Genomic DNA, 23678 nt, shown 5'->3' with positions numbered 1-23678 from the left:
GGAGCGGATTACGCGGGCGGATGACCGAGCGACCCGAAGAATCCGACGCGTCCGGCAGCGTGAACACGAACAGCCAGAAACAGCGCGCCCTTGCTCAGACGAAGCGGGAGCGCGGATGGTTCCGAAAGGGACCGGCGCCGGCCGCCCTGTTTCAGGCCGCGTCGACGAGAACGATTTCGCTGTCCTCGAGCGCAGTGACGCGCAGGATGTCGACATCGCTGATCGCGGCGCCGTCACGAGCGTTCACGCGCACGTCCTCGATCCGCAGCGCGCCGCTCGCCGGCGCCAGATAGCCCTTGCGTTCGCGTCCGAGCCGATATTCCGCCGTCTCGCCGGCCTCGAGCGTGGCGCCGACCACGCGCGCGTCCGTGCGGATCGGCAGCGCGTCATTGTCGCTCTCGTATCCCGAAGCGAGCGTCACGAACCGGCCGGATCTCCGCCCTCGCGGGAAAGGCCGTGAGCCCCAGCTCGGCGCCCCGCCTCGACGGGTCGGAATGATCCAGATCTGAAAGATCTTCGTCGTTTCGTCCTCGAGATTGTATTCGGAATGGGCGATCCCGGAGCCCGCGCTCATCACCTGCACGTCGCCGGCCTCGGTTCGCCCCTCGTTGCCGAGGCTGTCCTGGTGCGTGATCGCGCCTTCGCGGACATAGGTGATGATCTCCATGTCGCGGTGCGGATGCATCGGGAAGCCCGAGTGAGGAGCGATCGTGTCGTCGTTCCAGACGCGCAGATTGCCCCAGTGCATCCGCCCGGGATCATGATAGCCGGCAAAAGAGAAGTGATGCTTGGCGTCGAGCCAGCCGTGATCGGCTCCGCCGAGGCTTTCGAAAGGTCTCAGTTCGATCATCGCTCGTCTCCTGTCGTTCGATCGGACGCGTTCTGTGGAGACGGATTTAGAGATTGCACGCCCTTCTGTTCAGTCGGATAATTTCTGTTGAAATGTTCGAGGAAGTGGAAAAGTGAGCAATCCGGGGACTCCCACTTTCGACCAGCTGAAGATTTTTCTCGCGGTCGTCGACGCCGGGAGCTTCGCCGGGGCGGCGCGACGGCTGAACCGCGCCGTATCCGTCATCAGCTACGGGATCGCCAATCTCGAGGCGCAGCTCGGTCTCGGCCTATTCGAGCGCAAAGGCGCGCGCAAGCCGCAGCTCACGGGCGCGGGACGCGCCTTGCTGGCGGAGGCTCGGGCGATCTCGCATGGCGTCGACGGCTTGCGCGCCAAAGTGAAGGGCCTGCTCGACGGGCTGGAGGCCGAGGTCGATCTGGCGGTGGACGTGATGCTGCCCAGCGATCGGCTGGGAACCGTTCTGCGGGAGTTCGCGCAGAAGTTTCCCACCGTGCAGCTGCGCCTGCACATGGAGGCTCTGGGCGCGATCACGGCCATGGTGCTCGATCGCACGGCGATGATCGGGATTTCCGGACCGCTCGCGGCCGGCGTCGAAGGCGTCGAATGCGTCGCCGCCGGATCGGTGGCGATGGCGCCGGTGGCGGCGCCGGACCATCCCCTCGGGCGCATGGAGCGCATTGCGCCCGGCGCCGCGCGCGAGCATACTCAGCTCGTATTGACCGATCGCTCGCGCTTCACCGAGGGGCGCGATTATTCGGTGATCAGCCCGCGCACCTGGCGCCTCGCCGATCTCGGCGCCAAGCACGCGTTGCTGCGCGAGGGAATCGGCTGGGGGAACATGCCCCTGCCCATGATCGCGGACGATTTGGCGAGTGGCGCGCTGGTGCGGCTCGCCATGCCGGACCACCCCGGCGGCGTCTATCGCTTCGCCGGCGTCTGGCGCCGCGACACCCCGCCGGGCCCCGCCGCATCCTGGCTGCTCGAGCGCTTCGTTCAGCTCGGCGAGACAGATCTGCCGGTCGAAGGGCCGAGCGACATCTGACCTCGGGAGGACGCTCCTCGGCTCGCAGATGCGCGTGACGACTCGAGCGTGGCGGCAGGCGAATAAAATAGTCCGCGTATCCGTTGAGAGTGAGACCAGTCCGAGCCCGTGGAAGCGGCTCGTCAATACCGATTTGTCACGCTCGGATTGGTGGAGCTGGGGGGATTCGAACCCCCGACCTCTGCAGTGCGATTGCAGCGCTCTCCCATCTGAGCTACAGCCCCGGTCCGCGCGGTGGGGGTACACGGAGCCCTCGGCGCTGTCAATCTGGTCGGCGATGAATTTCTCGGGACGGTTCAGAGCGAGGCGGGCTCGCGAATGCACGCGGAGTGGGTGCTCGCCCGGCACGGTTCGAGCAATGCGACTCACGGCGGTCATCGTCGTCGGATAAGGCCGGAGCCGATGTCGAAGCCACAGCGGTCGTTACTCATGAGCGCGAAGCGGATAGGATCGAGAGTGTTTCGGGGGCGCCCGGTCGAACGTCGGACGATGACAATGTCTGCGAATGAGAGCGCCGATTTGTCTATGCGTCGCGCGGAAATCGTCCATGAGGCTGTCCGAGGTCGCGTGAGGATTCGTCATCCAGGGCTCGCAGGGCGAGACTCGCTCGCCGAAACGGTGACGGAAGGCCTGCTCGCTCTTCCAGGAGTAGCGTCCGTTCGCGCGAGCGCCTTGACCGCGACTGTGCTCATCGAATTTTCCGAGCCGGCGTCGACCCGGAGCATTTTACAGACCATCGACCACGCGGTCGACGGCTCGCAGGGCGAGAGGGTCGAAGAGCCTGTGGCGTGGCCCCTGTGCGCCGCCGTCGCCAATGCCGAAACGGCGGATATGCAATGGCACGCAATGACCTGCGGCGACACCGCACAGCGGCTGGGGACCAGCGCCGAAGCCGGTCTCGACCCGCAGGAGGCGGCGCGCCGCCTGATGGTCCACGGGCGCAACGAAATCCCCCGCGTGAAGCCGCGTTCGCCCCTCGCCATTTTCGCCGATCAGATGGTCAGCCTGCCGGTCTTTCTCCTCGCCGGCTCCGCGGCACTGTCGCTCATGACCGGCGGAATGATCGACGCCGCCGTCATCGGCGCGGTCGTGCTGCTCAATGCCGGCATCGCCGCTGCGACGGAACACCGCGCCGAAAGGACGATCAGAAGCCTCTCGGATTATTCTCCACGGCCCGTCCCAGTGATGCGCGGCGGCGCGCGCGTCCTCGTCGATCCCGCGGACGTCGTGCGCGGCGATATTCTCTCACTCGAGCGCGGGATGCTGATTCCGGCGGACGCCCGCCTGATCGTCGGCGCGGATTTCTCCGTCAACGAATCGGCCCTGACCGGCGAGGCCGTTCCGGTGCAAAAAGAGGCGGGGTCGGTGCTTCGTCCGGATACCGTACTGCCGGAGCGCCGCAACATGCTCTATCGCGGCACGGCGGTCACCGGCGGCTGCGCAACCGCGCTCGTCACTGCGACGGGCGGCGCGACGGAAATCGGCCGCGTCCAGCGTCTCCTCGGTTCGCTGCGCCCCCCGGACACGCCGATGCAGCGCCAGCTCGGCGAGGTCGAACGCGAGCTGATCTTCATCAACGCGCTCGTTTGCAGCCTGGTCTTCGGCATCGGGCTCTACCGCCGGCATGGCGTCATCCCGATGCTCCGCAATGCGATCTCGCTCGTCGTCGCCGCGATCCCCGAGGGCCTGCCCGCCGTCGCGACGACGACTCTGGCGCTCGGCGTCGAGAACATGCGCCGCCACGAAGTGGTGGTGCGCAAGCTCGACGCCGTCGAAACGCTCGGAGCCGTGCAAGTGATCGGCCTGGACAAGACCGGCACGCTCACGGAAAATCGCATGGAGACGGTCGCGGTCCATGTCGACGGCTCGCTCCTGGCGTTGGAAGGCGGGCGTCTCGTCGATGGCGAGCGCGAGGCTGCGCCGCACGCCTTTGCCGTGACGAAGCGTTTGCTCGAGGTCACGGCTCTGTGCAGCGACGCCGTCTTGCGGCCGGCGGGCGAGGGCTCGCACGTCGATGGAACGCCGACGGAGAGCGCGCTGCTCGAGGCGGCGCTCGCTTTCGGCGTCGACGTGGCGGCGCTGCGTCGCGAGGCGCCGCTCGTCGTCGGCGTTCCCCGGTCGGAGAATCGCAAACGGATGAGCACGCTGCATGAGCGCGGCGACGGAACGCGGCTGCTCTGCGTGAAGGGCGATCCGGAGGAAGTGCTGCGCCGCTGCTCGGGCTCGGCGGCGCGCGGCGGCGTCGCGCCGCTCGACGAAGCGGCGCACGCGAGGATTCGTGAAGCCAATGGGCGGATGGCCGCGCGCGCCCTGCGCGTTCTCGGCGTGGCGGTGTCGGAGACGGGCGGCGATCCGCGAGACGAGAGCGAGCTCGTTTGGCTCGGCCTGGCCGGGCTCGTCAATCCGATCCGTCCGAGCGTCCAGCCGGCGCTCGAGCAGCTTCATCGCGCCGGCATTCGCTCCGTCATGATCACGGGGGACCAGAGCGCGACCGCTCTCGCCATCGCCCATAAGCTGGACCTCGGCGACGGCGGCGACATCAGGGTGCTCGAGGCCGGCGAGATCACGGCCCTTCCTCCCGACATGCTGGCGGCGCTGGCCGGCCAGGCGCAAGTCTTCGCGCGCGTCAGCCCGGTCGACAAGCTCAACATCGTCAAAGCCCTGCAGAATGGCGGCTGCGTCGTCGGGATGACCGGCGACGGCATCAATGACGGTCCGGCGCTGCGGGCCTCCAACATCAGCATCGCGATGGGCGGAGAGGGAACGGACGTCGCCCGCGAGGTCGCCGACATGGTGCTCGTCTCGAACGATCTCGGCGGCGTCGTCGAAGCCGTGCGCCTCGGGCGCGCAACCCATGCGAATATCCGCAGGGTTCTGCGCTACCTCATCTCGACCAGCGTATCCGAGACTTTCGCCATGCTGGGCGCGGCGCTTCTGGACGGGGGCATCGCCATGACGTCGACGCAGCTGCTCTGGCTCAATATCGCCAGCGAGCCGCTGCCGGCGCTGGCGCTCGGCCTCGAGGAGCCGGAAGACGGCCTGCTGGAGCGCCCCCCTCACGATCCTCGCGCGCCGATCCTGACGCCGGCCGATTTCCGATATCTTCTCCTCGAAGGCGCGGTCATCGGCGCAGGCACGCTCGCCGCCTATCGTCTCGCCGGAGGAGCGCGCAACCTCGCACGCGCAGGCACGGTCACCTTTCATGGACTTACCCTGGGCCAGCTGCTCCATGCGGTGACCTGCCGATCGGAACGCCCCGGTCTCGCCGGCAAGCTGGTCCGATCTCCCAACCGCAAGCTCGCCGGAGCCATCCTTCTTTCGACCATCGCGCAAGCGGCGGCGCAGGTCTCTCCCGCCGCGCGCCGAATTCTGGGCCTCACGCCGATCGGCGGACGCGAGCTGCTCGGCATAGCCGGCGTCGTCATCGGCGCAGCGGCGGCGAATGATGCGATCCGCTATCTTCTTCCGACCGAGCCGCCGCGGACCGCGGCCCGGAACTCCTGAGGAGTCGAGATGGTTCCGGACATGATCTTCACCTCCGAATCAGTCACCGCCGGGCATCCTGACAAGCTGTGCGACCAGATCAGCGACGCGGCGATCGACGCCTTTCTGAGGCAGGACCCCGCGGCGCGAGCGATCGTCGAATGCGCCATCGCGTCCGGAGTGATCTTTCTCGCCGCCCGCTTCGCCGCCGAGGCGGACGTCGATCTGCCCACTCTCGCGCGCAAAGTGGTCGCCGAAGCCGGCTATGTCGACGGCCGTTTCGACGCCCGCCGTTGCTCCATCCTCTCGAGCTTCACGGAGCTTCCGGCAGACATCCGCTCTCCTCCGCCCGAAACGGACGACGATTCGGCGATCGAGAGCGTCGTCGCTCAGGATCAGGCCAATGTCTTCGGCTACGCCAGCCGCGAGACGCCGGAGCTGATGCCCGCGCCGATCAGCTTCGCCCATCGCGTCGCGCATGCCCTCGATGAAGCGCGCGGAGCCGCCGACGCGGGCTGGTTGTCGCCCGACGCCAAGACGCAAGTCTCGGTGCAATATCGCGACGGCAAGCCGGCGCGCGTCCATACGATCTCCATCGCCGCCGTCGTCTCGCCGGAGCAGCGCAGAGCGGAGCTCGAAGAGCGGCTGCGCGGGCTCGCGGTCGGCGCCTTCGACGAAAGCTCGTTGCGTCTGGACGCCGCGACGGAGTTCAACCTGATCCTCAATCCCCGCGCGCCCTTCGATGTCGAAGGGCCGGCCCGTCACGCCGGCCTCACCGGACGCAAGAACGGCATCGACACCTATGGCGAATACGCGCGCCACAGCGGCGCCGCGCTCTCGGGGAAGGATCCCTCGCGCATCGACCGCATCGGCGCTTATGCCGCCCGTCACGCCGCCAAGAATATCGTCGCGGCAGGGCTCGCCGACCGCTGCGAGGTCCATCTCGGCTATGCGATCGGACGCGCCCGGCCGCTCAGCGTCGCGGTCGAGACATTCGGGACGGGCGCCGCGCCAGACGCCGAGCTCGCGCGTCTCATCGAGCAACATCTCGATTTTCGACCGGCGGCCGTCGAGCGCCGCTTCGCGCTCAGAACGCAGCCGTCGCTCGCCGGCCCGGCCGGCTTCTATCGCCGCCTCGCGCTCTATGGCCATGTGGGCCGCGCCGATCTCGATCTGCCCTGGGAGAAGACGGATCTCGCCGAAATCCTCGCCCGTTGAGCCTTCTATTCGTCGGGGCTCCAGTCTTCGCCGCCCGTCGTGCGGAGCCCGGCGAGACTCGCCGCATACCAAACGAGCGTGAGAGCCGACGGGAAGACCTTCTCCTTGTAGAGCTGCCAAGCGGCGGCCAGCGCGAGAGCGGCGGCCGCCACTGCGAGTGGGCTCAAATCCAGCTCCACCGGCCTCTCGACTGGCCGGCTCCGATCGGTCCGGAGACGAAACAGCCCCGCCTTCTCCGCCGCTTCGCCAATTCCCGCGAGGGGCGTGTCGTGCAGGATCAATATGCCGCCGGTGAGAGGCGCCGGGTCCGCCCGGCGCACGCCGCCGATCTCGACGAGCCTTTTCGCGAGACCGGCGAAAAATCCTTCGTCGCCGCGCATCTCCGCGAGGCGCAGCCGCGTACGTCCCTGCATCGTATGGACGATGGTCGCGATCGGCAGCGCATCATTCATGGTCGACCCCGCCTGCGCGCGTCCGCTCGATCGCGGAAAGATCGAGCGTCTCGGCCGAGGCGGCGCTCTCGCCGGCCGTCCTGCCCGCTTCGATGATCGCGCGAGCGCGCTCCTCGGCGGCGGCGATCGCCGCCGCGAGCTTGTCGCTCGGCGGCTCGCCGGACGACTCCGCGTAGAGAGAGTGGACGGCGGCAGCGATCTCGGCTCGGCGAACGAGCTCCTCGTTGCGCGCTTCCGCGGCTTTCTGCGCCTTGGCGCGGATCCCCGCGGCGACAGTCTCCGTCCGCTCCTCTGCGACTTCGGCGGTCGCCTCGGCGAACAGATCTTCCGCCTGCTCGACGAGCTCCGCTCGGCGGACGCGCGCTTCGTGCAACGCGACGAGCGCCGCCTTGATCACCGCCTTGGCTCCCGGGCGGGCGACCTGCGCCATCTCCTTTCCGCGCAACGCGATCCCGACCGCGCCGACAACGGCTCCAAACGCGAAACCCGCCAAAGGCCACATGAGCGCTCCTCCGACCGTCGGGCGACAGCGTCGTATCTCGCCATCGCCGCCGTCCTCACGAAATTACCGGCGCCTCGCTGAAGTTCGAGCCGCGGGGCGCCGCCTTTGTCACAGTCGAAAAGTCATTCTCGCCTCGTATCATGCCTAGACCCCGATGTCCTCGAACCAAGAAGCGTTCCGTGCAGCCGTTCGTCTCTCGATTGGCGGAGCCGTCGTTCTGGGGTCTCGCGCTCCAGGTGGCGAGCGTCAATTTCCTGCTCTCCGGCGACAATGTCGTCGCGATCACCCTCGCCGCCCGCGAACTCCCCCCGCGATAGCGACGATGGAGCATAACGCTCGGCGTCGGCGTCGCCGTGATACTGACGACCTTCTTTATCACGATCGTGTCGTTTCTGATGCGGACGCCTTTCCTGAGGCTCGCCGGAGCCGCGCTGTTTCACATCGCCTGTAATCTGGGGTCGTCCGACCGGGGCGGCGGCCGTATCGTGGACGGCGCCGTCGGCGTGTTTCGGGCGGCATGCGCGATCGCCGTCGCCACTCTGGTGATGAGCTTCGACAATGTGGTCGCGATCGCAGCCGTCGCGCGGGGCGATCACGTCGCAATGGCGTCGGGTCTCGTCGTCAGCATTCCGGTCGTGGCCATGGGCGCGGCGGCGCTCGGCGAGCTGATCGAGCGATTCCGCGGTATTGCCCTGGCCGGCGCTGGTTTGCTCGGATGGGTTGCGGGCGAGACCATCGCGGCTGATCCGGCCATCGTGCATTTCGTCGAAGCGAAACTCGGGCCCACGGCCGTGTCCGAGGTCTGTTTCGCGATCCCGCTGGCCGCGGCCATGTCCGTCATATTCGCGAAATGGCGGTCGAATGGTGGGCGCGACAGGGATTGACCCCTACGATGTCAACGCAGCTGTGATAGCTTTTCTCATCTTTTCCAGCATATTCCTGTCTATGATATATATATGTTTATACACTTGTTTCTCTATTCGTTCTTTTTCTCGGCTATGCTGGTCTCTTCCCCCGTTTCCGATTTCGTAGTGAGTTTATGGTGAGTTAAATGCTCACCGTAAGGGTCACCGCCATGCCGAAATTGACGAAGACAATCGTCGAATCCGCCGAGCCCCGGCCGAAGCAGTTCACCATCTTGTGTTCCGAGATGAAGGGCTTCGGCGTCTACATCCTACCGACCGGCAAGCGCACCTATTTTGCGGATTACAGGAACGCGGACGGCTCCCGCAAAAGGATGACGCTCGGCCGGCACGGCGTCATCACCTGCGAGGAAGCTCGCAAGCTGGCGATGGCGACTCTCGGCGGCGTCGTGAAGGGATCCGATCCGGCGGCCGAGCGCGCGTCTCGCCGGGCGGCGCTCACAGTTTCCGAGCTGTGCGACCTCTATCTCGAGGCGGCGGACAAGGGGCTGGTGACGACGCGCTTCCACAAGCCGAAGCGGGCCTCGACGCTTGCCGTCGACCGCGGCCGGATCGCCCGTCACATCGTCCCGCTGATCGGATCGAAGAAGGCCGATCGTCTCACGCGGGCGGATGTCCAGCGCATGGCCGATGATATCGCGGCCGGAAAGACGGCCGGCACCTTCAAGACGAAGTTGCGCGGCAAGGCCGTGGTGACCGGCGGCGCCGGAACCGCCCGCCGCGTGGTCGAGCTGTTCGGAGGGATATGGACCTGGGCGGAACGTCGCGGTCATGTCGCCGGACGAAGCCCGACGCACGGCGTCGAGACGCAGAAAGGCGACCCAAAGGACCGCATTCTCTCTCCGGCGGAACTTGCGCGCCTCGGCGCCGTGCTGAAGGAGAAGGAGGAGGCTCTTCCTTTTGCGGTCGCGGCCGTCCGGCTGATCTTGCTGACCGGCGCGCGCCGTGAGGAAATCGTCGGGTTGCGCTGGAGCGAGTTCGACGCCGCCGGCTCTTGCCTTCGCCTCGAGCAGACGAAAACCGGCCGGTCTATGCGTCCGATCGGCTCGCCAGTGGTCGCCCTTCTCTCTGCCCTGCCCCGCGATGAAAACGAATTCGTCTTCCCGAATCGCAGCGGCAAGCGCCCCGCGGACCTCAAAAAACAGATCGCCGGTCTATTCAACGCAGCCGGGCTCGACGACGCCAGAAGCCATGATGGCCGCCGGACCTTCTCCACCACGGCGGACGAGTTCGGCTACAGCGAGGCGACCGCAGGGTCGATCATTGGACATGCAAGCCGGGGCGTCACCGCGCGGCATTACATCCGCCGGCCGGATGCCGCGCTGGTGGAGGCCGCGGACAAAGTGGCGAAGCTGATCGAGAGGCGCATGAATAGGATAGAGGCGCAGGTTGTCGAGCTGCAGCGGGGAACTAAGCAGAATATCCTAGAATAGATGCGCATAGATAGGAAAAACAATATTATGTCTACAGGTTGAAGGCCGCGCTACACTGTAGAGCGTTTCGAATAACATCGCGAACATGCTGCGGGCGTCGTCCGACGCCCGCAATCGCGAGGATCGAGACACATGGCAACGCCTATGACCATCACTGGCACCGATGGCAAAGTTCTCTTTGTCGCGCGCGTTCCGAATGGCGATATGGTCCTTAGAGGAGGAAGCCTCCATAAGCCCAAAGATGGAAATCTCGCGAACTGTATAAACCTCCCGATCTCGACGGGCGTGTCTGGCCTCGGCTCCGGCGTCGGCGGCTGGCTGGCGCTGGCGAGCCCGAAAATCGATCCGCTCACGCCGGCGCAAAAGGCGAGCGCGATCTTTCGGCGCAAGGCGATCTATGAGGTGCTGCACCCGGAAACGAAGCACGGCGGCGACCGGAAAAGCGATCAAGTCGCAAATTCTGCGACTCGATTCACAGCCAGCACATCGGAGGCAACAGGCAAAGAGCGAGCGCGCGGTTCAGATTGCTGCAGCGCGCGGCGAAGCCCTCGGCGCCGACCTCGACGCATCGTATCGCGTGACGACGGTGGTGGCGCGGCTTTCGAGCCGTGTGCCGTGCCACCACTACAATGATAAGTGTCGATGGTCTTCGACTCATTGGCGCCGCCACAGTTTTGCGTGACAATCCCCACAGAAGTGGAGAGCTACGATGTTTGACTTGGAATCTCTGAAGTCGATTCACGTTAACGAGGTGGTTGCCCGCGAGGCGTTAGCACAAGTGGAAAAACGGCTTGCCGACCTTATTGACGAGAAGAAGTCCGCCGAGTCGAAAGCGACTACATTCTTCGCTGCCTACGTAACGATTTCGATCGCGGTGTTTGGAATCGGCGCAACTTTAGCTAGAGATCATGCTTACTCGGGTGTCGCTTGGCCTTTCTTTGTCGCTGGCGGCTTGTTCATGTCAGGCGCAATCGCTGTAGCCTCCGTTGTAGCGCCTGCAGGATTCGGTTATTTGGGCAGCACGCCAAAGATGTGGCTCGTCGATGGCTACATTAATGGACATGGCGAGCAAGTCGGTCGGATGCTCGCTTATATTGTTTTTCATTATCAGGAGCGAATTGACCTCTCTTACGCGGCCAACCAAGCCAAGCGCCGCCGCCTGAAGGCCGGGATGGCGCTTGGTCTGGTCGGCTCAATGGCCTTCGCGTCATCGCTTGGAGTTGCATTCAGGCTCTTCGGATGATCGGCTTTCCAGGTGGCTCATTGCGTGTTCCTGACCCTCTGTCGTCTGGCTGAGGTTGAGGTACGGGGGCGGGCTGATCTTTGTCGTCGTCCAAAGCTTGGAGGGGCATGCCGTTCGATCCAGCTAAAATTAAACGATACCTTCAGCATGGCCGAACGTCCGGCCGTGTCAATGCTGATTCCAACGATAGGATGCGGGGTCCGGATGGAGCCGCTACGAGTTTGCCGTAGGACGAGTTCCATCCCAATGTGCGGCGCGGACTTTTGGCCGCATCCGCGCTGGACGCGCTCGCGAATATGGCGCCCTACGCGACTTCCGCGAGCCTTTCGGCGATGAACTGATTAATGCTCTCGCCGGCCTTCGCGGCTTGTTCGGCGACGCGCCTGTGAAGCTCGGGCGGAATGCGCAGAGATAGGGCTCCGCAATAGGGCTTCTCCGGCTCGACGCCGCGCTCTTTGCACCGGTCGCGATAATCGGCGATCGTCTCGGCGAATGCGCTCCGAAGCTCGCAGGCGGAAATTCCCGGACAAGCCGAGACTCGTCGCTACCGCCCCTTCCGCAAACCGCACGCCCGGCCCACCGCCATTTTCCGCGATGAACTCGACGCCAGCCGTTTTCGGAGGACGGCTCGGCGTGCCGCCGTCATCGCGTAATCCGCACCCGACAACATTTCGCCGATGCTAGACCCCCTTGGGCGGTTTGCCGGGCTTCAAGTGGTCTGGAATCGGCTTGGCTTCTTGCTCCACGGCGCTGATGAAATTTGGCGAGGTGACGTTAATGATTTCGCCTCCGATCGTGCGCGCTGTCATATAGTTATTCGTAGCATCGAAGTGATCGGCCGCAAATTTTACGAGCGGGTGCTCGTACTTCTCAACGGTACGCCACACCGCGGTTTCCTCGCCGCCGATGATCATGCGGATTTCGTATCGCTTCCCGACCTCAAACATGTCAGTTCCCCTTGTATCGTGCCGCGTCACGCCAAAGAGCTGGCGCTTCGGCCTTTCATTTCTATGTGGTGCCCCAAATAGGTGCCGACGGGGATCCAAACGGATTTGGATTTCTGGTAGACACTGACCTCCTCATCTTCATTCCAAACCCGCACGATATGATTCATTTCAAGTCGCTCTCCCGCACGCTAACCCGAGCCACCTCAAACTCTTCGACCTCAAGGCCGCGACTTTTCGCTCCTTCGGCGAGACGACGCCAGTCGTCGCTGGAATACGGACTGAGGGCAGGATCGCATTCCACGAAGATTTCATTGAGCGAGCCGATTTTCGCTGGCTTCGGCTCCGAGCCAGCGGTTTCCGGATGCTTCAGACGCCACCAGACCTTGCGAACAATCAGATCCTCGCCGAAAGGCTCCTGCTTGTCCGGCCGCTGAACAGAGATGCCGCTGAACAGAGATATAGCTGCCAATTGCAGGCACCTCCGGTAGATCAAAATCTAGCGAATAGTCGGGCTTCAGCCTGCCCAACTCCCGGATAACCACGTTCACCCGTACCATTTTTACCTCCCTTTTTTGAGCCGGACGCCCGGCCCTTCCCCGTTCTCGTCGACGAAGATGATACCCGCCGCTTCGAGCGCGGCGCGAATAGCGGCGACGGCTTCCTCGCTCCCCGCATACTTCTCTGTCTCGAAATTGGAGATCGTGTTGCGGTGAACGCCCGCGGCTTTGGCGAGGTCCGCTAGAGACCAGTTCAACGCCGCCCTCGCCATTCTTACTTGTGCAGGCTTCACAAGTCTGTTTCCTTGTGCTAATGACACAAGTGCAAGTATCACAAGCCGCTCACCCGAGCAACCCTCCGCCGGAACAAGCGTTTTCGGCGATCGGGGGTGGCTTGTCGAAGGAGGGAAAGAGAATGACCGAACAGACCGACCCGACGCTTGTCGCCATAGCGGAATTTCAACGCCAGCGGGAGGCCGCTGACACCGCGCTCGTCGCCTATGAGGACGCTATCGAGGCTGGAGATTTCCGAGCCGCAGAGGAGCGCTTCGGCAAAAAGAACTACGCCGCCTTCCTCGCCCGCGACGCCGCGATGAAGACCGAGCCGACCACAGCTGCCGGCGCTGTGGCACTGCTCCGGCTTGTCGCTACGACCATCGCCGAGATCGGACACGAACCTGACAACCGTCTACGTACGGCGGCCGCGCTGTCGGAAATATGGGACGGCAAGCCTATCAAACGCATCCGCGCGCTGGACGGTGTTACGATCCTTCCTGGCCGGCGCTTATCGTTCCACATCATGATCCAACCGGACGCCTCGGCCAGCTTCCTCGCGAATCCTGTGCTGCGCGACCAGGGCCTTTTGTCTCGCGTGCTGGTCGCGGCTCCCGAAAGCATCGCCGGCACCCGCCTCTACCGCGACCCAGACTCGTCAGACGAGGCGGCGATCAAGGCTTATGGCGCGCGCATCCTCTCGATGCTCGAGTCGCCGGCTCCAATGGTCGAGGGCTCGCCGAATGAGCTGGCGCCGCGCGCGCTCCCCTTGTCGGCAGACGCCGCGGCGCTGTGGAAGCGGTTCTTCGACCATATCGAGCGCCAGAGCGGCAATGGCGGAGATCTTGCCCTGATCCGCGACTTTGCTTCGAAGGCCGCGGAACATGCGGCGCGTATCGCTGGCGTACTGACCGTCGCCAATGATCTCCATGCGGAAGAGATTGGGCTCGCCGCGATGGAGAACGCGGTGGAGCTGCTGAACTGGTATCTGGCCGAGGCCGAGAGGCTTCAGTCTGCATCGCGGCTCGACCCGAAACTGTTGCGCGCCTCGGCTCTGCTCGATTGGCTGAAGGGGCGGGAGAGCGCGGAGGTCACATTCCGCGAAATTCTGCAGTTCGGCCCCAGCGCCACTCGCACGAAGGATGCGGCGGAAGAGGCGATCGGAATTCTCACCGCCCATAATTGGACCGTCGAGACATCGAAGCGCCCGCGCGCGTTCCGTCTGGCCGGGAGGGCGTGACGATGGCCTATCGCCCTTTCAAAATAGCCGATCCGCCATACCCCCCTGCTACGATTGCTACACCCGCTACGCTTCCCGAGCCAGCATCTCAAAGCGTAGCGGGTGTAGCAATCGTAGCAGCGCACACACCCAAAACTGAAAATCCAAATCCCGCCTTTCTCCCCGCTCCCGAGCCCGTCGCTCACCCGCCGGTTGTAGAGCCCGAGGCGGCCATCGCCCGCCGGCTGGAGGCAATGGCGGCGGAGAATGCGCGGCGCCGCGACTGGTGGCGCGAGCCGGACCCGGAACATAGTTCCGGAAAGATCACAATCCGCAGCATCGTGACCGGCGAAGAAGTCATGATCGATCTTCGAACAGGAAGGACACGACATTGACCGTAGTCAAACTTGCCGTCGCCTCCGCTGTCGATACGGTGAACGCAAGCGCAGATTTTTCGCTTGCGTCATTGCCCATAGATTTGTTCGCTCCGAGCGCGCCGGCCGATCGCGGCATTGCCGGATACGCCGGCAATGGCTCCGATTATTTCGGAGACTCTATGCCGTTTTGATATCGTCTCACCATGATACGAAATCAAATAAGGATCACATGATGACCGATGCCCCATCTACTCGCGGAGGCGCCCGCACGGGAGCCGGCCGAAAGCGCAATCACTTCGTCGAGGAGCTTGTCTCCGCCAAGGGAGTCTCCCGGGCAACTATATACAGACGCATGCGCAACGGCGAGCGCCTGTCGGGAGGGGCGATGGACTTCGCAGCCGATCCTAATCACGCTAGGCACATCACTCATAAAGCGCTCGATGTGGCCGGATGGTTCGACGGCACGCAACAACAGATAGAAGTCTTGAAGCTGGCGGTCGAACTTCGCTTGAGACGAGAGGCGCTGACGCACTGCAAGGCTCTCATTCACCTTCGTGAGCGCGGGCTGATTTAGCGGTCAAGCAACGCTGCGAAAGCCTGGGAATACAAGAGAAAAACTAATTACGTCAGCGCCATTGACCTATTCGTCGCGCGCGCGACGAATAGGTCGCAATGCTCGACAACTTCAAATCACGCCTCGTCCAACTCGCCGCAAAGGCGCTGAATGTCCCGTTGTCGTCACCGGCGTCGCTCGATATTTTCGGCGTGCCTGCGTCGGGCTCGGGGCTGCACGTGGACGCGCTGGCGGCGCTGCGCGTCCCGACCCTCGCTGCTGGCGTCAAGCTTATCAGCGAGGCCGTCGCCACGCTCGACTGCCATCTGATCCGCGAAACTGCGACCGGGCGAGAGACGATCGCGCCGGTCGATCATCCCGCCGCTCGCGTGCTCGAGCGCCCTGTGCCGTGGCTCGGCGAGAGCGAGTGGAAGCGCCAGCTTGTCACCGACGCCCTGCTCTGGGGCAACGGCCTAGCGCTGGTGAATCGCGTGCGAGGCGAGCCTCGTGAGATTCCGCGGATCGATCCACGTAGCTGCAACATCATCGTCGACATGGTGACTGGCGAGCCAAGCTATTCGGTCGCATTGCAGCAAGGCGGCGTCGAAACGTTCACCTACAAGGATGTGGTTCATCTCCGCGGGCCAACCCTCGACGGCACAAAAGGGCTCGGACTGGTCGCGCTCGGCGCCGAGGCGATCGGCCTCGCCGCGATAATGGAACAATATGCGACGCGGCTATTCTCTCGAGGAGCGCGTCCCAGCGGCGTGCTGGAATCGCAACATAGACTCACAGATGCGACGCTCAAACTCTTGAGTTTGTCATTCGACCACGCGCATGCAGGCGCCCATGGCGCGGGCCGAACCTTGGTCCTTGAGCAAGGAATGAAATTCGTCCCACTGCAACTGTCGAGCGTCGATGCGCAATTTTTGGAAATGCGCAAGTTCCAGACGCTCGAAATCGCGCGGCTTCTCAATATCCCCGCCGTGCTGCTCAACGATCTCGAACACGCGACGCTGAACAATAGCGCTGCGCTGGCCCAGTTGTTTTTGGACAGAACGATATCGCCGATCATCGAGCTTTTCGAGGATGCGCTCGAACGTACGCTGTTGACCGACGAAGAGCGCGACGCGGGATATTGCATCGAGTTCGATACTGCGAACTTCGTGCGCGCCGATCTCGACAAGCGTTTCGCTGCGCTGAAGACGGGGATCGAGAGCGGCGTGCTGACACTGAACGAAGCGCGTGATCGTGAGGGGCTGCCGCCGGTCGAGGGCGGCGACAGGCCGATGCGTTCAGTTCAAGTGTTGCCGCTCGACGCGGCGACGGTTCCGCAACAGACGCAGGAGCCGACGCAGTGACGCTCGAAACGAAAGACATCACGCTCGAATTCAAATTCGCCGGAGAGCGAGACGCTGGCGCGTTCGAAGGGCTCGCGGCTGCTTATGGAAATGTCGACTCGTCCGGCGATATCATCGCTCTCGGCGCTTTCGCTGCGTCTCTCGCGGATCATAAGATCGCGGGAACATGGCCTGTATTGCTCTGGCAGCATCAACAGGATGAACCGATCGGCATAATCGACTCGCTCTATGAGACGCCTGCCGGCTTGCAAATGCGTGGTCGCATTGACCTGAATGTCCGTCGTGGCGCTGAAGCGCATTCGCTGTTGAAGAGCGGCGCGATCAAAGGGCTGTCGATCGGCTTCCTCACAATCGACGCGACACGCGATGCGCGCGGTGTCCGCACAATCACGAAAGCATGGCTCGGCGAGATATCGATCGTGACGCTCGCGGCCAATGACAAAGCGCGAGTCACGAACATCAAAGGTGCAAATATGGAAGATGAAATCGACATCGGCGGCGTCGCCGAACTGAAGACGAAGGTGGAGGAGCTGGAGGCGAAAAGCGCGAAGCTCGACGAATTCGAGAAGAAGCTCGCCGATGCAGAGAAGCGCGCCGACGCCTTCGAATTGAAGCTGAATCGCCCTGGCGCAGTCACGAAGAAGGATGACGCCAAGGAGATCGAGACGAAGGCTTTCACGACCTTCGTGCGCAAGGGCCGCGAAGCCCTCGACGCGAACGAGATCAAGTCACTTCGTGTCTCCGACGACACCACGGGCGGATATCTCGCGCCGGCGGAATTCAGCCGCGAGGTCGACAAGGCAATCGTGCAATTCTCGCCGATTCGACAGGCCGCGCGCGTCGGCGCCACGTCGAGCGGGAGTGTGATTATCCCTCGCCGGACTGGCGCTCCTACGGCGTCATGGGTGGGTGAGACGGAGACGCGACCGTCGACGCAGAGCGCATATGGACAGATCGAGATCGAGGTTCATGAGATCGCGTGCTATGTCGATGTGAGCAACAAGCTGCTCGAGGACGCGGCCGTCGATATCGCTGCTGAAGTAGCCTTCGATCTCGCTGAAGAGTTCGGTCGCATCGAGGGCTTGGCGTTCGTGTCCGGCGACGGCGTGAAAAAGCCGCTCGGCTTCATGTCGGACAGCAACATCGGCTACACCGCAGGCGGCGACGCCAGCGCGATCAAAGCCGATGGCTTGGTCGATCTCTACTACGCGCTGAAGCCGTTTTACCGCCAGCGTGGCACATGGCTTATGAATGGCTCGTCCATCGCCGCAGTTCGAAAACTCAAAGACCCATCGACCGGAACTTATCTTTGGCAACCGGCTCTCACTGCTGGCACGCCGGAAACGCTGCTCGGCCGTCCGATCATCGAGGCCGTCGATATGCCAGATGTGTCGGGTGGCGCCTATCCGATCGCATTCGGCGACTTCGCGAGCGGCTACAGAATTTACGATCGCGTGACGTTGAGCTTGCTTCGCGACCCCTACAGCGTCGCGACCTCTGGCCTCACTCGCTTTCACGCTCGCCGTCGTGTTGGCGGCGCCGTGGTTCGTGCCGAGGCGATCCGCAAGCTCAAGATCGCGACCTCTTAAGGAGACATTGCCATGCGCGACATGACCAACAACATCCTCGTCAAGCGCGTCCTTTCGCCGGTGTCCGTCGCGGACAATACTGCGGCGGTCGGGCAGATCATTGACCGTCTCGCCTATGAGTCGCTGACCTACATCATCGCGACGGGATCGATTGCCGATGCGGACGCAACGTTCGCCGTGCTGCTCGAGGAGAGCGACGCCGCCAACATGGACGGCGCGACGGCCGTCGCTGATGCCGACATGATCTCGCAGACGAGCGGCGCGGCGCCGGAGACCGCGGCGGGCTTTCAGTTCGACGACGACAACGAGGTTCGCAAGCTCGGATATGTGGGGAACAAGCGATATACGCGCCTCACCATCACGCCTTCGGCGAATGCGAGCGCGGCGCTGCTCTCCGCTGTCGCGGTTCTCGGACATCCGCATATCGCGCCAGTGACGCAGGCGACTTCGTAATTGCCAGCGATGGCGGCGATGCGCGACCGCGGATGAACCGGCGCGCATCGCAACAACTTGGAGGCGTTCCTTGACGGCGACGCGGACAGCCGAAAAACGAAAAGCGAGATGCGGGCCTCCACCGCTTGGTCACAAGAAACCGTTCAATCTCGCAAGTCTGCGCTTCAATCATTGATGGATCGAATGCCCTACGCCGCGCCGAGACACTGCCCTCACCATCACCGCCTCTTCACCGGCTCGCGTTGCCCGGATTGCGAGAAGGAGTCGAAAGCGCGCGCCGATGCAAGGCGACCGAATGCAGGTGAGCGCGGATATGGCGGCGACTGGCGCAAGGCTCGGGCCGAATTCCTCGAGGTACACCCGACGTGCTGCAAGTGCGGCTGGCCATCGACCGTCGTCGACCACACCGTTCCGCACAAGGGCGACGAGGCGCTGTTCTGGGATCGGGGCAACTGGCAGCCGCTCTGCAAACCCTGCCATGACCGCAAGACGGCGACCCAGGACGGCGCGTTCAAGCCAAGAGCCGGGGGTGGGATCGAGGTCGAGCGAGGGGGCCGTGACCGACGTGGGAGGCTCGCTCCCGATAGACGACAATTGAGCAAACACTTATAGGGATATCACCATATGAGAGGAGCGAAGCCGAAGCTCGAGGCCATAGCCGGCGGCCTGTCCCGGCTCCCACCGGCACCCGCGTGGCTGCCCTCCGAGGCAAAAACGGAGTGGCGGCGTGTGGTTCCCGGCCTGCGGGAGCGCAAGACCATCACGCGGCAAGACCTGCAGGTGCTCGAGGCGTATTGCTTGGCCTGCGGGCTGGTCCGCTCGTCTCAGAAGATCATCGCGGCCGAGGGCGACATGATCGAGACGACGCGCGGGGAGAAGAAGCGTCATCCGGCGCATCAAACGCTTTTCCAAGCCCTCACGGAGTCGCGTCGACTCGCGGCCGAGCTCGGCCTGACGCCTGCCAGCAGGAATAAGGCGCCGATCGCCGAGGATGACGACGACCTTTCGGACTTCGATCTGTGACCGACTCCTACCCTTCGTGGATATTCGACGGCTCGCCGATCGCCGATCCGCTTGGTTACGGCGAGCGCGCGGTCGGCTTCCTGCGCCGGCTCCGTCACCCGAAATCGCGGCTTCCGAAGCGGACCTTCGACCTCACGACCTGGCAGGAGCGCATCGTCCGGAAAATCTACGGGCCGTGCCATTCTGACGGCCGGCGCATCGTGCGCAATGTGGTGATGCTGCTTCCCCGAGGAAATCGTAAGACCTCGCTCGGCGCCGGGCTCGGCCTGCTACATGCGATCGGTCCCGAGCGCATTCCCGGCGGACTGGCGCTCTTCGCGGCGTCCGATCGGGAACAGGCACACATCGCCTTCGAAGAAGCCGCGGCGATTTGCCGTGAGGATGAGCGCATAGAGAAAGCGCTGCGGTTCATTGATTATCGACATCGCATAGAGCACCCGAAGTCCGGCGCGAGCTTGCGCGCGATCTCATGTGATGCTGCTCGCCAGCACGGCTCGACCCCGACCTTTGCCCTCGTCGACGAGCTGCACGCCTGGCCGAAGCGGGACTTGTGGGACGTGCTGCGCACGGGCTTGGTGAAGACGCCGGGCTCGCTCTTGGTTGTCATCACGACGGCGGGCCGAGGCCAGCAGAATGTCGCCTATGAGATCGTCGACTACGCCCGCAAGGTGGCGCGCGGCGAGATAGACGACCCTGGAACTCTCCCCATTCTATTCGAGTCGCCGGCGGATGCGGATTGGCGCGATGAAGCGACATGGCGGCGCGCCAATCCGGGGCTGGCGCAGGGCTTTCCCGATATCGAAGGGCTGCGCCAGCTTGCGCGAGAGGCTGAGGCGCGTCCGGCCGATCGGGAGGCGTTCAAACAATTGCATTTGAACGTCTGGCTCGACCATTCCGTCGACCCCTTCGTCGACATGGCGATCTATGACGAAGGCGCGGAACCTCTCGACCTCGAGGCGCTGGCGAGCGAGCCCTGCTATCTCGGCGTCGACCTTTCGTCGAATTCCGATTTGACCGTGGTGGTGGCGCTCTGGCGCGTTGGCGACGGCTATGCGGTCCTCCCGCACTTTTTTTGTCCAGGTGACAATCTTCGCGGTCGGCAGGATCGCGATGGTGTCCCTTATGTGCGCTGGGCGGATGAAGGGCATATCGAGCCGACGGTCGGAAACGTCGTCGACTTCCGAGCCGTAGAAAACTGCATCCGCGATCTCTGCAGCCGCTTCGACGTGCGGGAGATCGGGCTTGACCCGCACCTTGCCCGCTCGACGCTGAACAGCCTCCTCGAGGATGGATTCCCCGCGGTCGAGGTGCGGCAGGGCTGGGTGACGATGGCGCCGGCGATCAAGGATCTGGAGCGGGCGATCGTCGGACGCCAATTCCAGCACGGCGGTCACCCTGTCTTGCGCTGGTGCTTTGACAATGTGGTGGTGGAGACCGATCGCGCGGGCAATCGCCTATTCACGAAGGGGAAGGCGCGGGAGCGAATCGACGGCGCGGTCGCCTGCGCTATCGCGATTGCCTGCGCCACGAATGACGACGCCGGGCCGAGCGTCTATGAGACCGGCGAGCGGCCGGATGGGTTTCTCTTCGTATGAGCCTCGGCCGCGGGGTTTTGTCAGTTCCGCAGGTGGGCGTTTTCGCGAATTTTTCCGCCCGGCCGCCGAGCGCCGCAGCCTTCGCCGCACTGGTGAGTTTTTGGTGAGTTGGTTCGGAGGCTTCGCGAGACTTGTTGTAAGTTTTTGATTTTATGGTGGGCGCGACAGGGATTGAACCTGTGACCCCTACGATGTCAACGTAGTGCTCTCCCGCTGAGCTACGCGCCCCCGGCGCCGTGGAAGGCGGCGCTGTGAGTGCCGCGGGTATAATCTCTGATGGCCCCAGGCGCAAGCGGCTGTTTGTCGGCCCCATGAGAATGTTCAGACGCCGTCGTCCCTGACGCCCGAGACGGCGCGCCCTTATCCAAAACCTCGCACCGGCTTTGTCTGAATCCGTGGGACGGCGCAGCGGAAACCGCACCCTCGGCGCCGATCTCCCGTCGACGATCTCAGAACTCCACCTCGAGCTCCTCGATCTCCTCCTTCTCGAGCAGAGCGGCCGCGATCCACTCCTGCATCGCCGGCCAAGCGAAGATGCGGTCGCAATAGGCCCGGGAGACGTCGTCGAGCGGAACGTCATAGGTGCGAAAACGCGTCGCCACCGGCGCATACATTGCATCGGCCATGGAGATCGACCCGAACAGGTAAGGACCGCCATAGGCGCTCAGGCACTCGCGCCAGATCTGCGTCACCCGCACAATGTCCCCTTGCGCCTTCGACCACACTTTGAACTTCGGGAAATGCGCCTTCAAATTCATGGGCAGAGCCGATCGCAGCGAGGTGAAGCCCGAGTGGATTTCACCACAGATCGAGCGGCAATGGGCGCGCCGCATGCGGTCGGCGGGCAGCAGCGCCGCCGCCGGCGCGATCTCGTTCAGGAACTCGCCGATCGCCAGAGTGTCCCAGATCTTGGCGCCGTCATAGGTGAGGCAGGGCACGAGGATCGACGGCGACAGCAGCAGGATTTCCGCGCGCGCCGCCACGTCGTCCGGGCTGACGACGACCTCCTCGAAGGCGACGCCGGAGAGCTTCGCCATCAGCCATCCCCGCAAGGACCAGGACGAATAATTCTTGCTGCTGATCGTGAGCGTCGTCGCCGGCATGAGTGAGGCGCCTCCTGTCGCGGACTCCGCAGCAAGCCCTGTGCCATGCTAGAGCCTTCCTGTGGCACGGGGCTTGCTCGATCGGCCGCATCGGCAACGGAAGGTTTCGCTGAGCCGCATGATGTATGACGCTTATCAGAGCTATGCCGACGTGAGCAATCGTCTCCGTCTGGCGGCGGCGAGCGGCGAACGGTTGCTCCGCCTCTGGAAATCCACGCCTTATGCGTCGCCGCTGCGATGTTTTCAGGCCTATTGCGAGCTCGTCGCTCTGCTCGGCTTCACGCATGAGCGCCCGGCCTACGGCGTCGCCCAGATCTCGACCCACAATGGCGCCGTCATCGACATAGCGGAGGAGGCCGTCTATTCGACGCCCTTCTGCACGCTGCTGCGCTTCGCGCGCAAGGACGCGGAAAATCTTCCCCGCGTTCTGCTCGTCGCGCCCATGTCCGGGCATTTCGCCACGCTGCTGCGCGGCACCATCCGCACGCTGCTGCAGGACCACGACGTCTATGTGACCGATTGGCTCAACACGCGTGATATTCCATTATCGCATGGCGTCTTCGGCATGGACGACTTCGTCCAGCATCTCATCGACTTCATCCGATTTCTCGGCGCGCCCTCGCATGTCGTCGCCGTCTGCCAGCCGGCGGTCGCCGCGCTCGCCGCCGTCGCGGTGATGGCCGAGGACGATGATCCGGCGCAGCCGGCGAGCCTCACGCTGATGGCGGGACCGATCGACACCAGAGTCTCGCCGACCAAGGTCAACGAATTCGCCATATCGAAGCCGATCGAATGGTTTCGCGACAATGTGATCGGCGTGGTGCCGCGGTCCCTCCCCGGCGCCGGCCGGCGCGTCTATCCGGGCTTTCTGCAGATCGCCGGCTTCATGAGCATGAACGTCGACCGCCACGCCAACGCCTTCGTCGACATGTTCCGCCATCGCGTCGAGGGAGATCACGAGCAAGCCGATCGCATCCGCACCTTCTATGAGGAATATTTTGCGATCATGGATCTCGACGCGCGCTTCTATCTGGAGACGATCGAGACCGTGTTCCACAAGAATGCCCTTTCCGCAGGCAAGCTGCTTTTCAAACGGCGCCCGGTGACGCCGCGCGCGATCAAGAAGACGTTTCTGCTCACGGTCGAGGGGGAGAAAGACGACATCTGCGCCGTCGGCCAGACCCTCGCCGCGCAGGACCTCTGCAGCGGGCTGCGTCCCTATATGAAGTCGCACCATCTGCAAGCCGGCGTCGGCCATTATGGCGTGTTCAACGGCAGGCGCTGGGACAATCAGATCTATCCGGTGCTGCGCGACCACATCCAATGCAGCCTGTGACCGGGCGCGAGGTCTCGCGCCGCGCTCCCGAACGGCCCCGTCGCGGCTCTCCATGCTGCGGCGCGAATTTTCTGCGACGCCTCTCCGACAACGGAATCGAAAGGATCGGTGTGAGATGCTCATGGGTGCGACGAATTATCGCTTGAAGTTTTTGTGCGCCGCAATATATTGCCTGCAACCGAGACCGGAGCGCTCATGCGCTGCGG

At 63.8% G+C, this 23678-nt stretch carries 26 protein-coding genes and 2 tRNA genes; 18 read left to right on the top strand and 10 right to left on the bottom strand.

Features of this window, described 5'->3' with window-relative positions; genetic code table 11:
• Positions 1-151 precede the first annotated feature (151 nt).
• A complete protein-coding gene (locus AC6IW9_RS14380; RefSeq protein ID WP_497764545.1) occupies positions 152-850 on the bottom strand; it encodes a pirin family protein in 699 nt (232 codons plus the stop codon).
• A 112-nt stretch (positions 851-962) separates the two neighbouring features.
• Between AC6IW9_RS14380 and AC6IW9_RS14375 the strand changes: the two genes are divergently transcribed.
• Positions 963-1892 carry a LysR family transcriptional regulator gene (locus AC6IW9_RS14375; protein ID WP_497764544.1) on the top strand — a complete coding sequence of 310 codons (930 nt, stop codon included), beginning with the start codon at positions 963-965 and terminating at the stop codon, positions 1890-1892.
• 148 nt (positions 1893-2040) lie between these two features.
• Here the strand turns inward: AC6IW9_RS14375 and AC6IW9_RS14370 are convergent.
• A tRNA-Ala gene (locus tag AC6IW9_RS14370) sits at positions 2041-2116 on the bottom strand.
• 448 nt (positions 2117-2564) lie between these two features.
• On the opposite strand from AC6IW9_RS14370, the gene AC6IW9_RS14365 reads away from it, so the two are divergent.
• The gene (locus AC6IW9_RS14365; RefSeq protein ID WP_497764543.1) at positions 2565-5396 is read left to right on the top strand and encodes a cation-translocating P-type ATPase; all 2832 of its coding nucleotides are present in this window, start codon (positions 2565-2567) and stop codon (positions 5394-5396) included.
• Positions 5397-5405: 9 nt separating this feature from the next.
• Positions 5406-6593 carry a methionine adenosyltransferase gene (metK, locus tag AC6IW9_RS14360; RefSeq protein WP_497764542.1) on the top strand — a complete coding sequence of 396 codons (1188 nt, stop codon included), beginning with the start codon at positions 5406-5408 and terminating at the stop codon, positions 6591-6593.
• A 5-nt stretch (positions 6594-6598) separates the two neighbouring features.
• On the opposite strand, the gene AC6IW9_RS14355 is transcribed toward metK, so the two are convergent.
• Together AC6IW9_RS14355 and AC6IW9_RS14350 are read right to left on the bottom strand one after the other, a co-directional pair.
• Complete coding sequence (locus AC6IW9_RS14355; protein ID WP_497764541.1) at positions 6599-7045, bottom strand: hypothetical protein; 447 nt, start codon at positions 7043-7045, stop codon at positions 6599-6601.
• Positions 7038-7547: a hypothetical protein gene (locus AC6IW9_RS14350; protein ID WP_497764540.1), complete on the bottom strand. Its 510-nt coding sequence runs from the start codon at positions 7545-7547 to the stop codon at positions 7038-7040. Before AC6IW9_RS14350 ends, AC6IW9_RS14355 begins: the two co-directional genes overlap by 8 nt.
• 179 nt (positions 7548-7726) lie before the next feature.
• Here AC6IW9_RS14350 and AC6IW9_RS14345 point away from each other — a divergent pair, with 179 nt between their 5' ends.
• The 5 genes from AC6IW9_RS14345 (at position 7727) to AC6IW9_RS14325 (ending at position 11146) form a co-directional block, all read left to right on the top strand.
• Complete coding sequence (locus AC6IW9_RS14345) at positions 7727-7864, top strand: hypothetical protein (protein WP_497764539.1); 138 nt, start codon at positions 7727-7729, stop codon at positions 7862-7864.
• Between the two features lie 12 nt (positions 7865-7876).
• Positions 7877-8431: a TerC family protein gene (locus tag AC6IW9_RS14340; RefSeq protein WP_497772533.1), complete on the top strand. Its 555-nt coding sequence runs from the start codon at positions 7877-7879 to the stop codon at positions 8429-8431.
• A gap of 191 nt (positions 8432-8622) precedes the next feature.
• Complete coding sequence (locus AC6IW9_RS14335; protein ID WP_497764538.1) at positions 8623-9903, top strand: tyrosine-type recombinase/integrase; 1281 nt, start codon at positions 8623-8625, stop codon at positions 9901-9903.
• A 144-nt stretch (positions 9904-10047) separates the two neighbouring features.
• Positions 10048-10536: a hypothetical protein gene (locus AC6IW9_RS14330; protein WP_497764537.1), complete on the top strand. Its 489-nt coding sequence runs from the start codon at positions 10048-10050 to the stop codon at positions 10534-10536.
• A gap of 76 nt (positions 10537-10612) precedes the next feature.
• Entirely contained in the window at positions 10613-11146 is a 534-nt protein-coding gene (locus AC6IW9_RS14325) for a hypothetical protein (protein WP_497764535.1), read from the top strand.
• A gap of 304 nt (positions 11147-11450) precedes the next feature.
• On the opposite strand, the gene AC6IW9_RS14320 is transcribed toward AC6IW9_RS14325, so the two are convergent.
• From AC6IW9_RS14320 to AC6IW9_RS14305, 4 genes are all read right to left on the bottom strand, one after another.
• Positions 11451-11627: a YlcI/YnfO family protein gene (locus AC6IW9_RS14320; protein ID WP_497772532.1), complete on the bottom strand. Its 177-nt coding sequence runs from the start codon at positions 11625-11627 to the stop codon at positions 11451-11453.
• Between the two features lie 199 nt (positions 11628-11826).
• Positions 11827-12093, bottom strand: coding sequence for a hypothetical protein (locus AC6IW9_RS14315; RefSeq protein ID WP_497764534.1), 267 nt, complete (start codon positions 12091-12093; stop codon positions 11827-11829).
• 163 nt (positions 12094-12256) lie between these two features.
• The gene (locus tag AC6IW9_RS14310) at positions 12257-12562 is read right to left on the bottom strand and encodes a hypothetical protein (protein WP_497764532.1); all 306 of its coding nucleotides are present in this window, start codon (positions 12560-12562) and stop codon (positions 12257-12259) included.
• Between the two features lie 90 nt (positions 12563-12652).
• On the bottom strand, positions 12653-12862 hold the full coding sequence (locus AC6IW9_RS14305; protein ID WP_497764531.1) for a helix-turn-helix transcriptional regulator: 210 nt from the start codon (positions 12860-12862) through the stop codon (positions 12653-12655).
• An 8-nt stretch (positions 12863-12870) separates the two neighbouring features.
• On the opposite strand from AC6IW9_RS14305, the gene AC6IW9_RS14300 reads away from it, so the two are divergent.
• From AC6IW9_RS14300 to AC6IW9_RS14260, 9 genes are all read left to right on the top strand, one after another.
• Positions 12871-14103 (top strand): DUF3987 domain-containing protein, encoded by a 1233-nt coding sequence (locus tag AC6IW9_RS14300; RefSeq protein WP_497764530.1) that lies wholly within the window; start codon positions 12871-12873, stop codon positions 14101-14103.
• A 370-nt stretch (positions 14104-14473) separates the two neighbouring features.
• Complete coding sequence (locus tag AC6IW9_RS14295) at positions 14474-14650, top strand: hypothetical protein (RefSeq protein ID WP_497764528.1); 177 nt, start codon at positions 14474-14476, stop codon at positions 14648-14650.
• 38 nt (positions 14651-14688) lie between these two features.
• On the top strand, positions 14689-15033 hold the full coding sequence (locus AC6IW9_RS14290) for a hypothetical protein (protein WP_497764526.1): 345 nt from the start codon (positions 14689-14691) through the stop codon (positions 15031-15033).
• Between the two features lie 98 nt (positions 15034-15131).
• Complete coding sequence (locus AC6IW9_RS14285; RefSeq protein ID WP_497764525.1) at positions 15132-16373, top strand: phage portal protein; 1242 nt, start codon at positions 15132-15134, stop codon at positions 16371-16373.
• Complete coding sequence (locus tag AC6IW9_RS14280; protein WP_497764523.1) at positions 16370-17962, top strand: phage major capsid protein; 1593 nt, start codon at positions 16370-16372, stop codon at positions 17960-17962. The genes AC6IW9_RS14285 and AC6IW9_RS14280 overlap by 4 nt, the downstream gene beginning before the upstream one ends.
• Before the next feature lie 12 nt (positions 17963-17974).
• Positions 17975-18415 (top strand): hypothetical protein, encoded by a 441-nt coding sequence (locus AC6IW9_RS14275; RefSeq protein ID WP_497764521.1) that lies wholly within the window; start codon positions 17975-17977, stop codon positions 18413-18415.
• A gap of 108 nt (positions 18416-18523) precedes the next feature.
• Entirely contained in the window at positions 18524-19027 is a 504-nt protein-coding gene (locus tag AC6IW9_RS14270; RefSeq protein ID WP_497772531.1) for an HNH endonuclease, read from the top strand.
• 12 nt (positions 19028-19039) lie between these two features.
• Complete coding sequence (locus AC6IW9_RS14265) at positions 19040-19438, top strand: phage terminase small subunit P27 family (RefSeq protein ID WP_497764518.1); 399 nt, start codon at positions 19040-19042, stop codon at positions 19436-19438.
• A complete protein-coding gene (locus AC6IW9_RS14260) occupies positions 19435-21033 on the top strand; it encodes a terminase large subunit (protein WP_497764517.1) in 1599 nt (532 codons plus the stop codon). The genes AC6IW9_RS14265 and AC6IW9_RS14260 overlap by 4 nt, the downstream gene beginning before the upstream one ends.
• A 153-nt stretch (positions 21034-21186) precedes the next feature.
• Here the strand turns inward: AC6IW9_RS14260 and AC6IW9_RS14255 are convergent.
• Both AC6IW9_RS14255 and AC6IW9_RS14250 read right to left on the bottom strand, forming a co-directional pair.
• Positions 21187-21261: transfer RNA gene (locus tag AC6IW9_RS14255), tRNA-Val, on the bottom strand.
• Between the two features lie 221 nt (positions 21262-21482).
• On the bottom strand, positions 21483-22136 hold the full coding sequence (locus AC6IW9_RS14250) for a glutathione S-transferase family protein (RefSeq protein ID WP_497764515.1): 654 nt from the start codon (positions 22134-22136) through the stop codon (positions 21483-21485).
• Between the two features lie 121 nt (positions 22137-22257).
• Here AC6IW9_RS14250 and AC6IW9_RS14245 point away from each other — a divergent pair, with 121 nt between their 5' ends.
• The gene (locus tag AC6IW9_RS14245) at positions 22258-23472 is read left to right on the top strand and encodes a polyhydroxyalkanoate depolymerase (RefSeq protein WP_497772530.1); all 1215 of its coding nucleotides are present in this window, start codon (positions 22258-22260) and stop codon (positions 23470-23472) included.
• Positions 23473-23678: the final 206 nt, after the last annotated feature.

The sequence above is a fragment of the Methylosinus sp. shoA genome (genome assembly GCF_059718125.1).
This window is presented reverse-complemented; position numbering and strand designations above follow the sequence as displayed.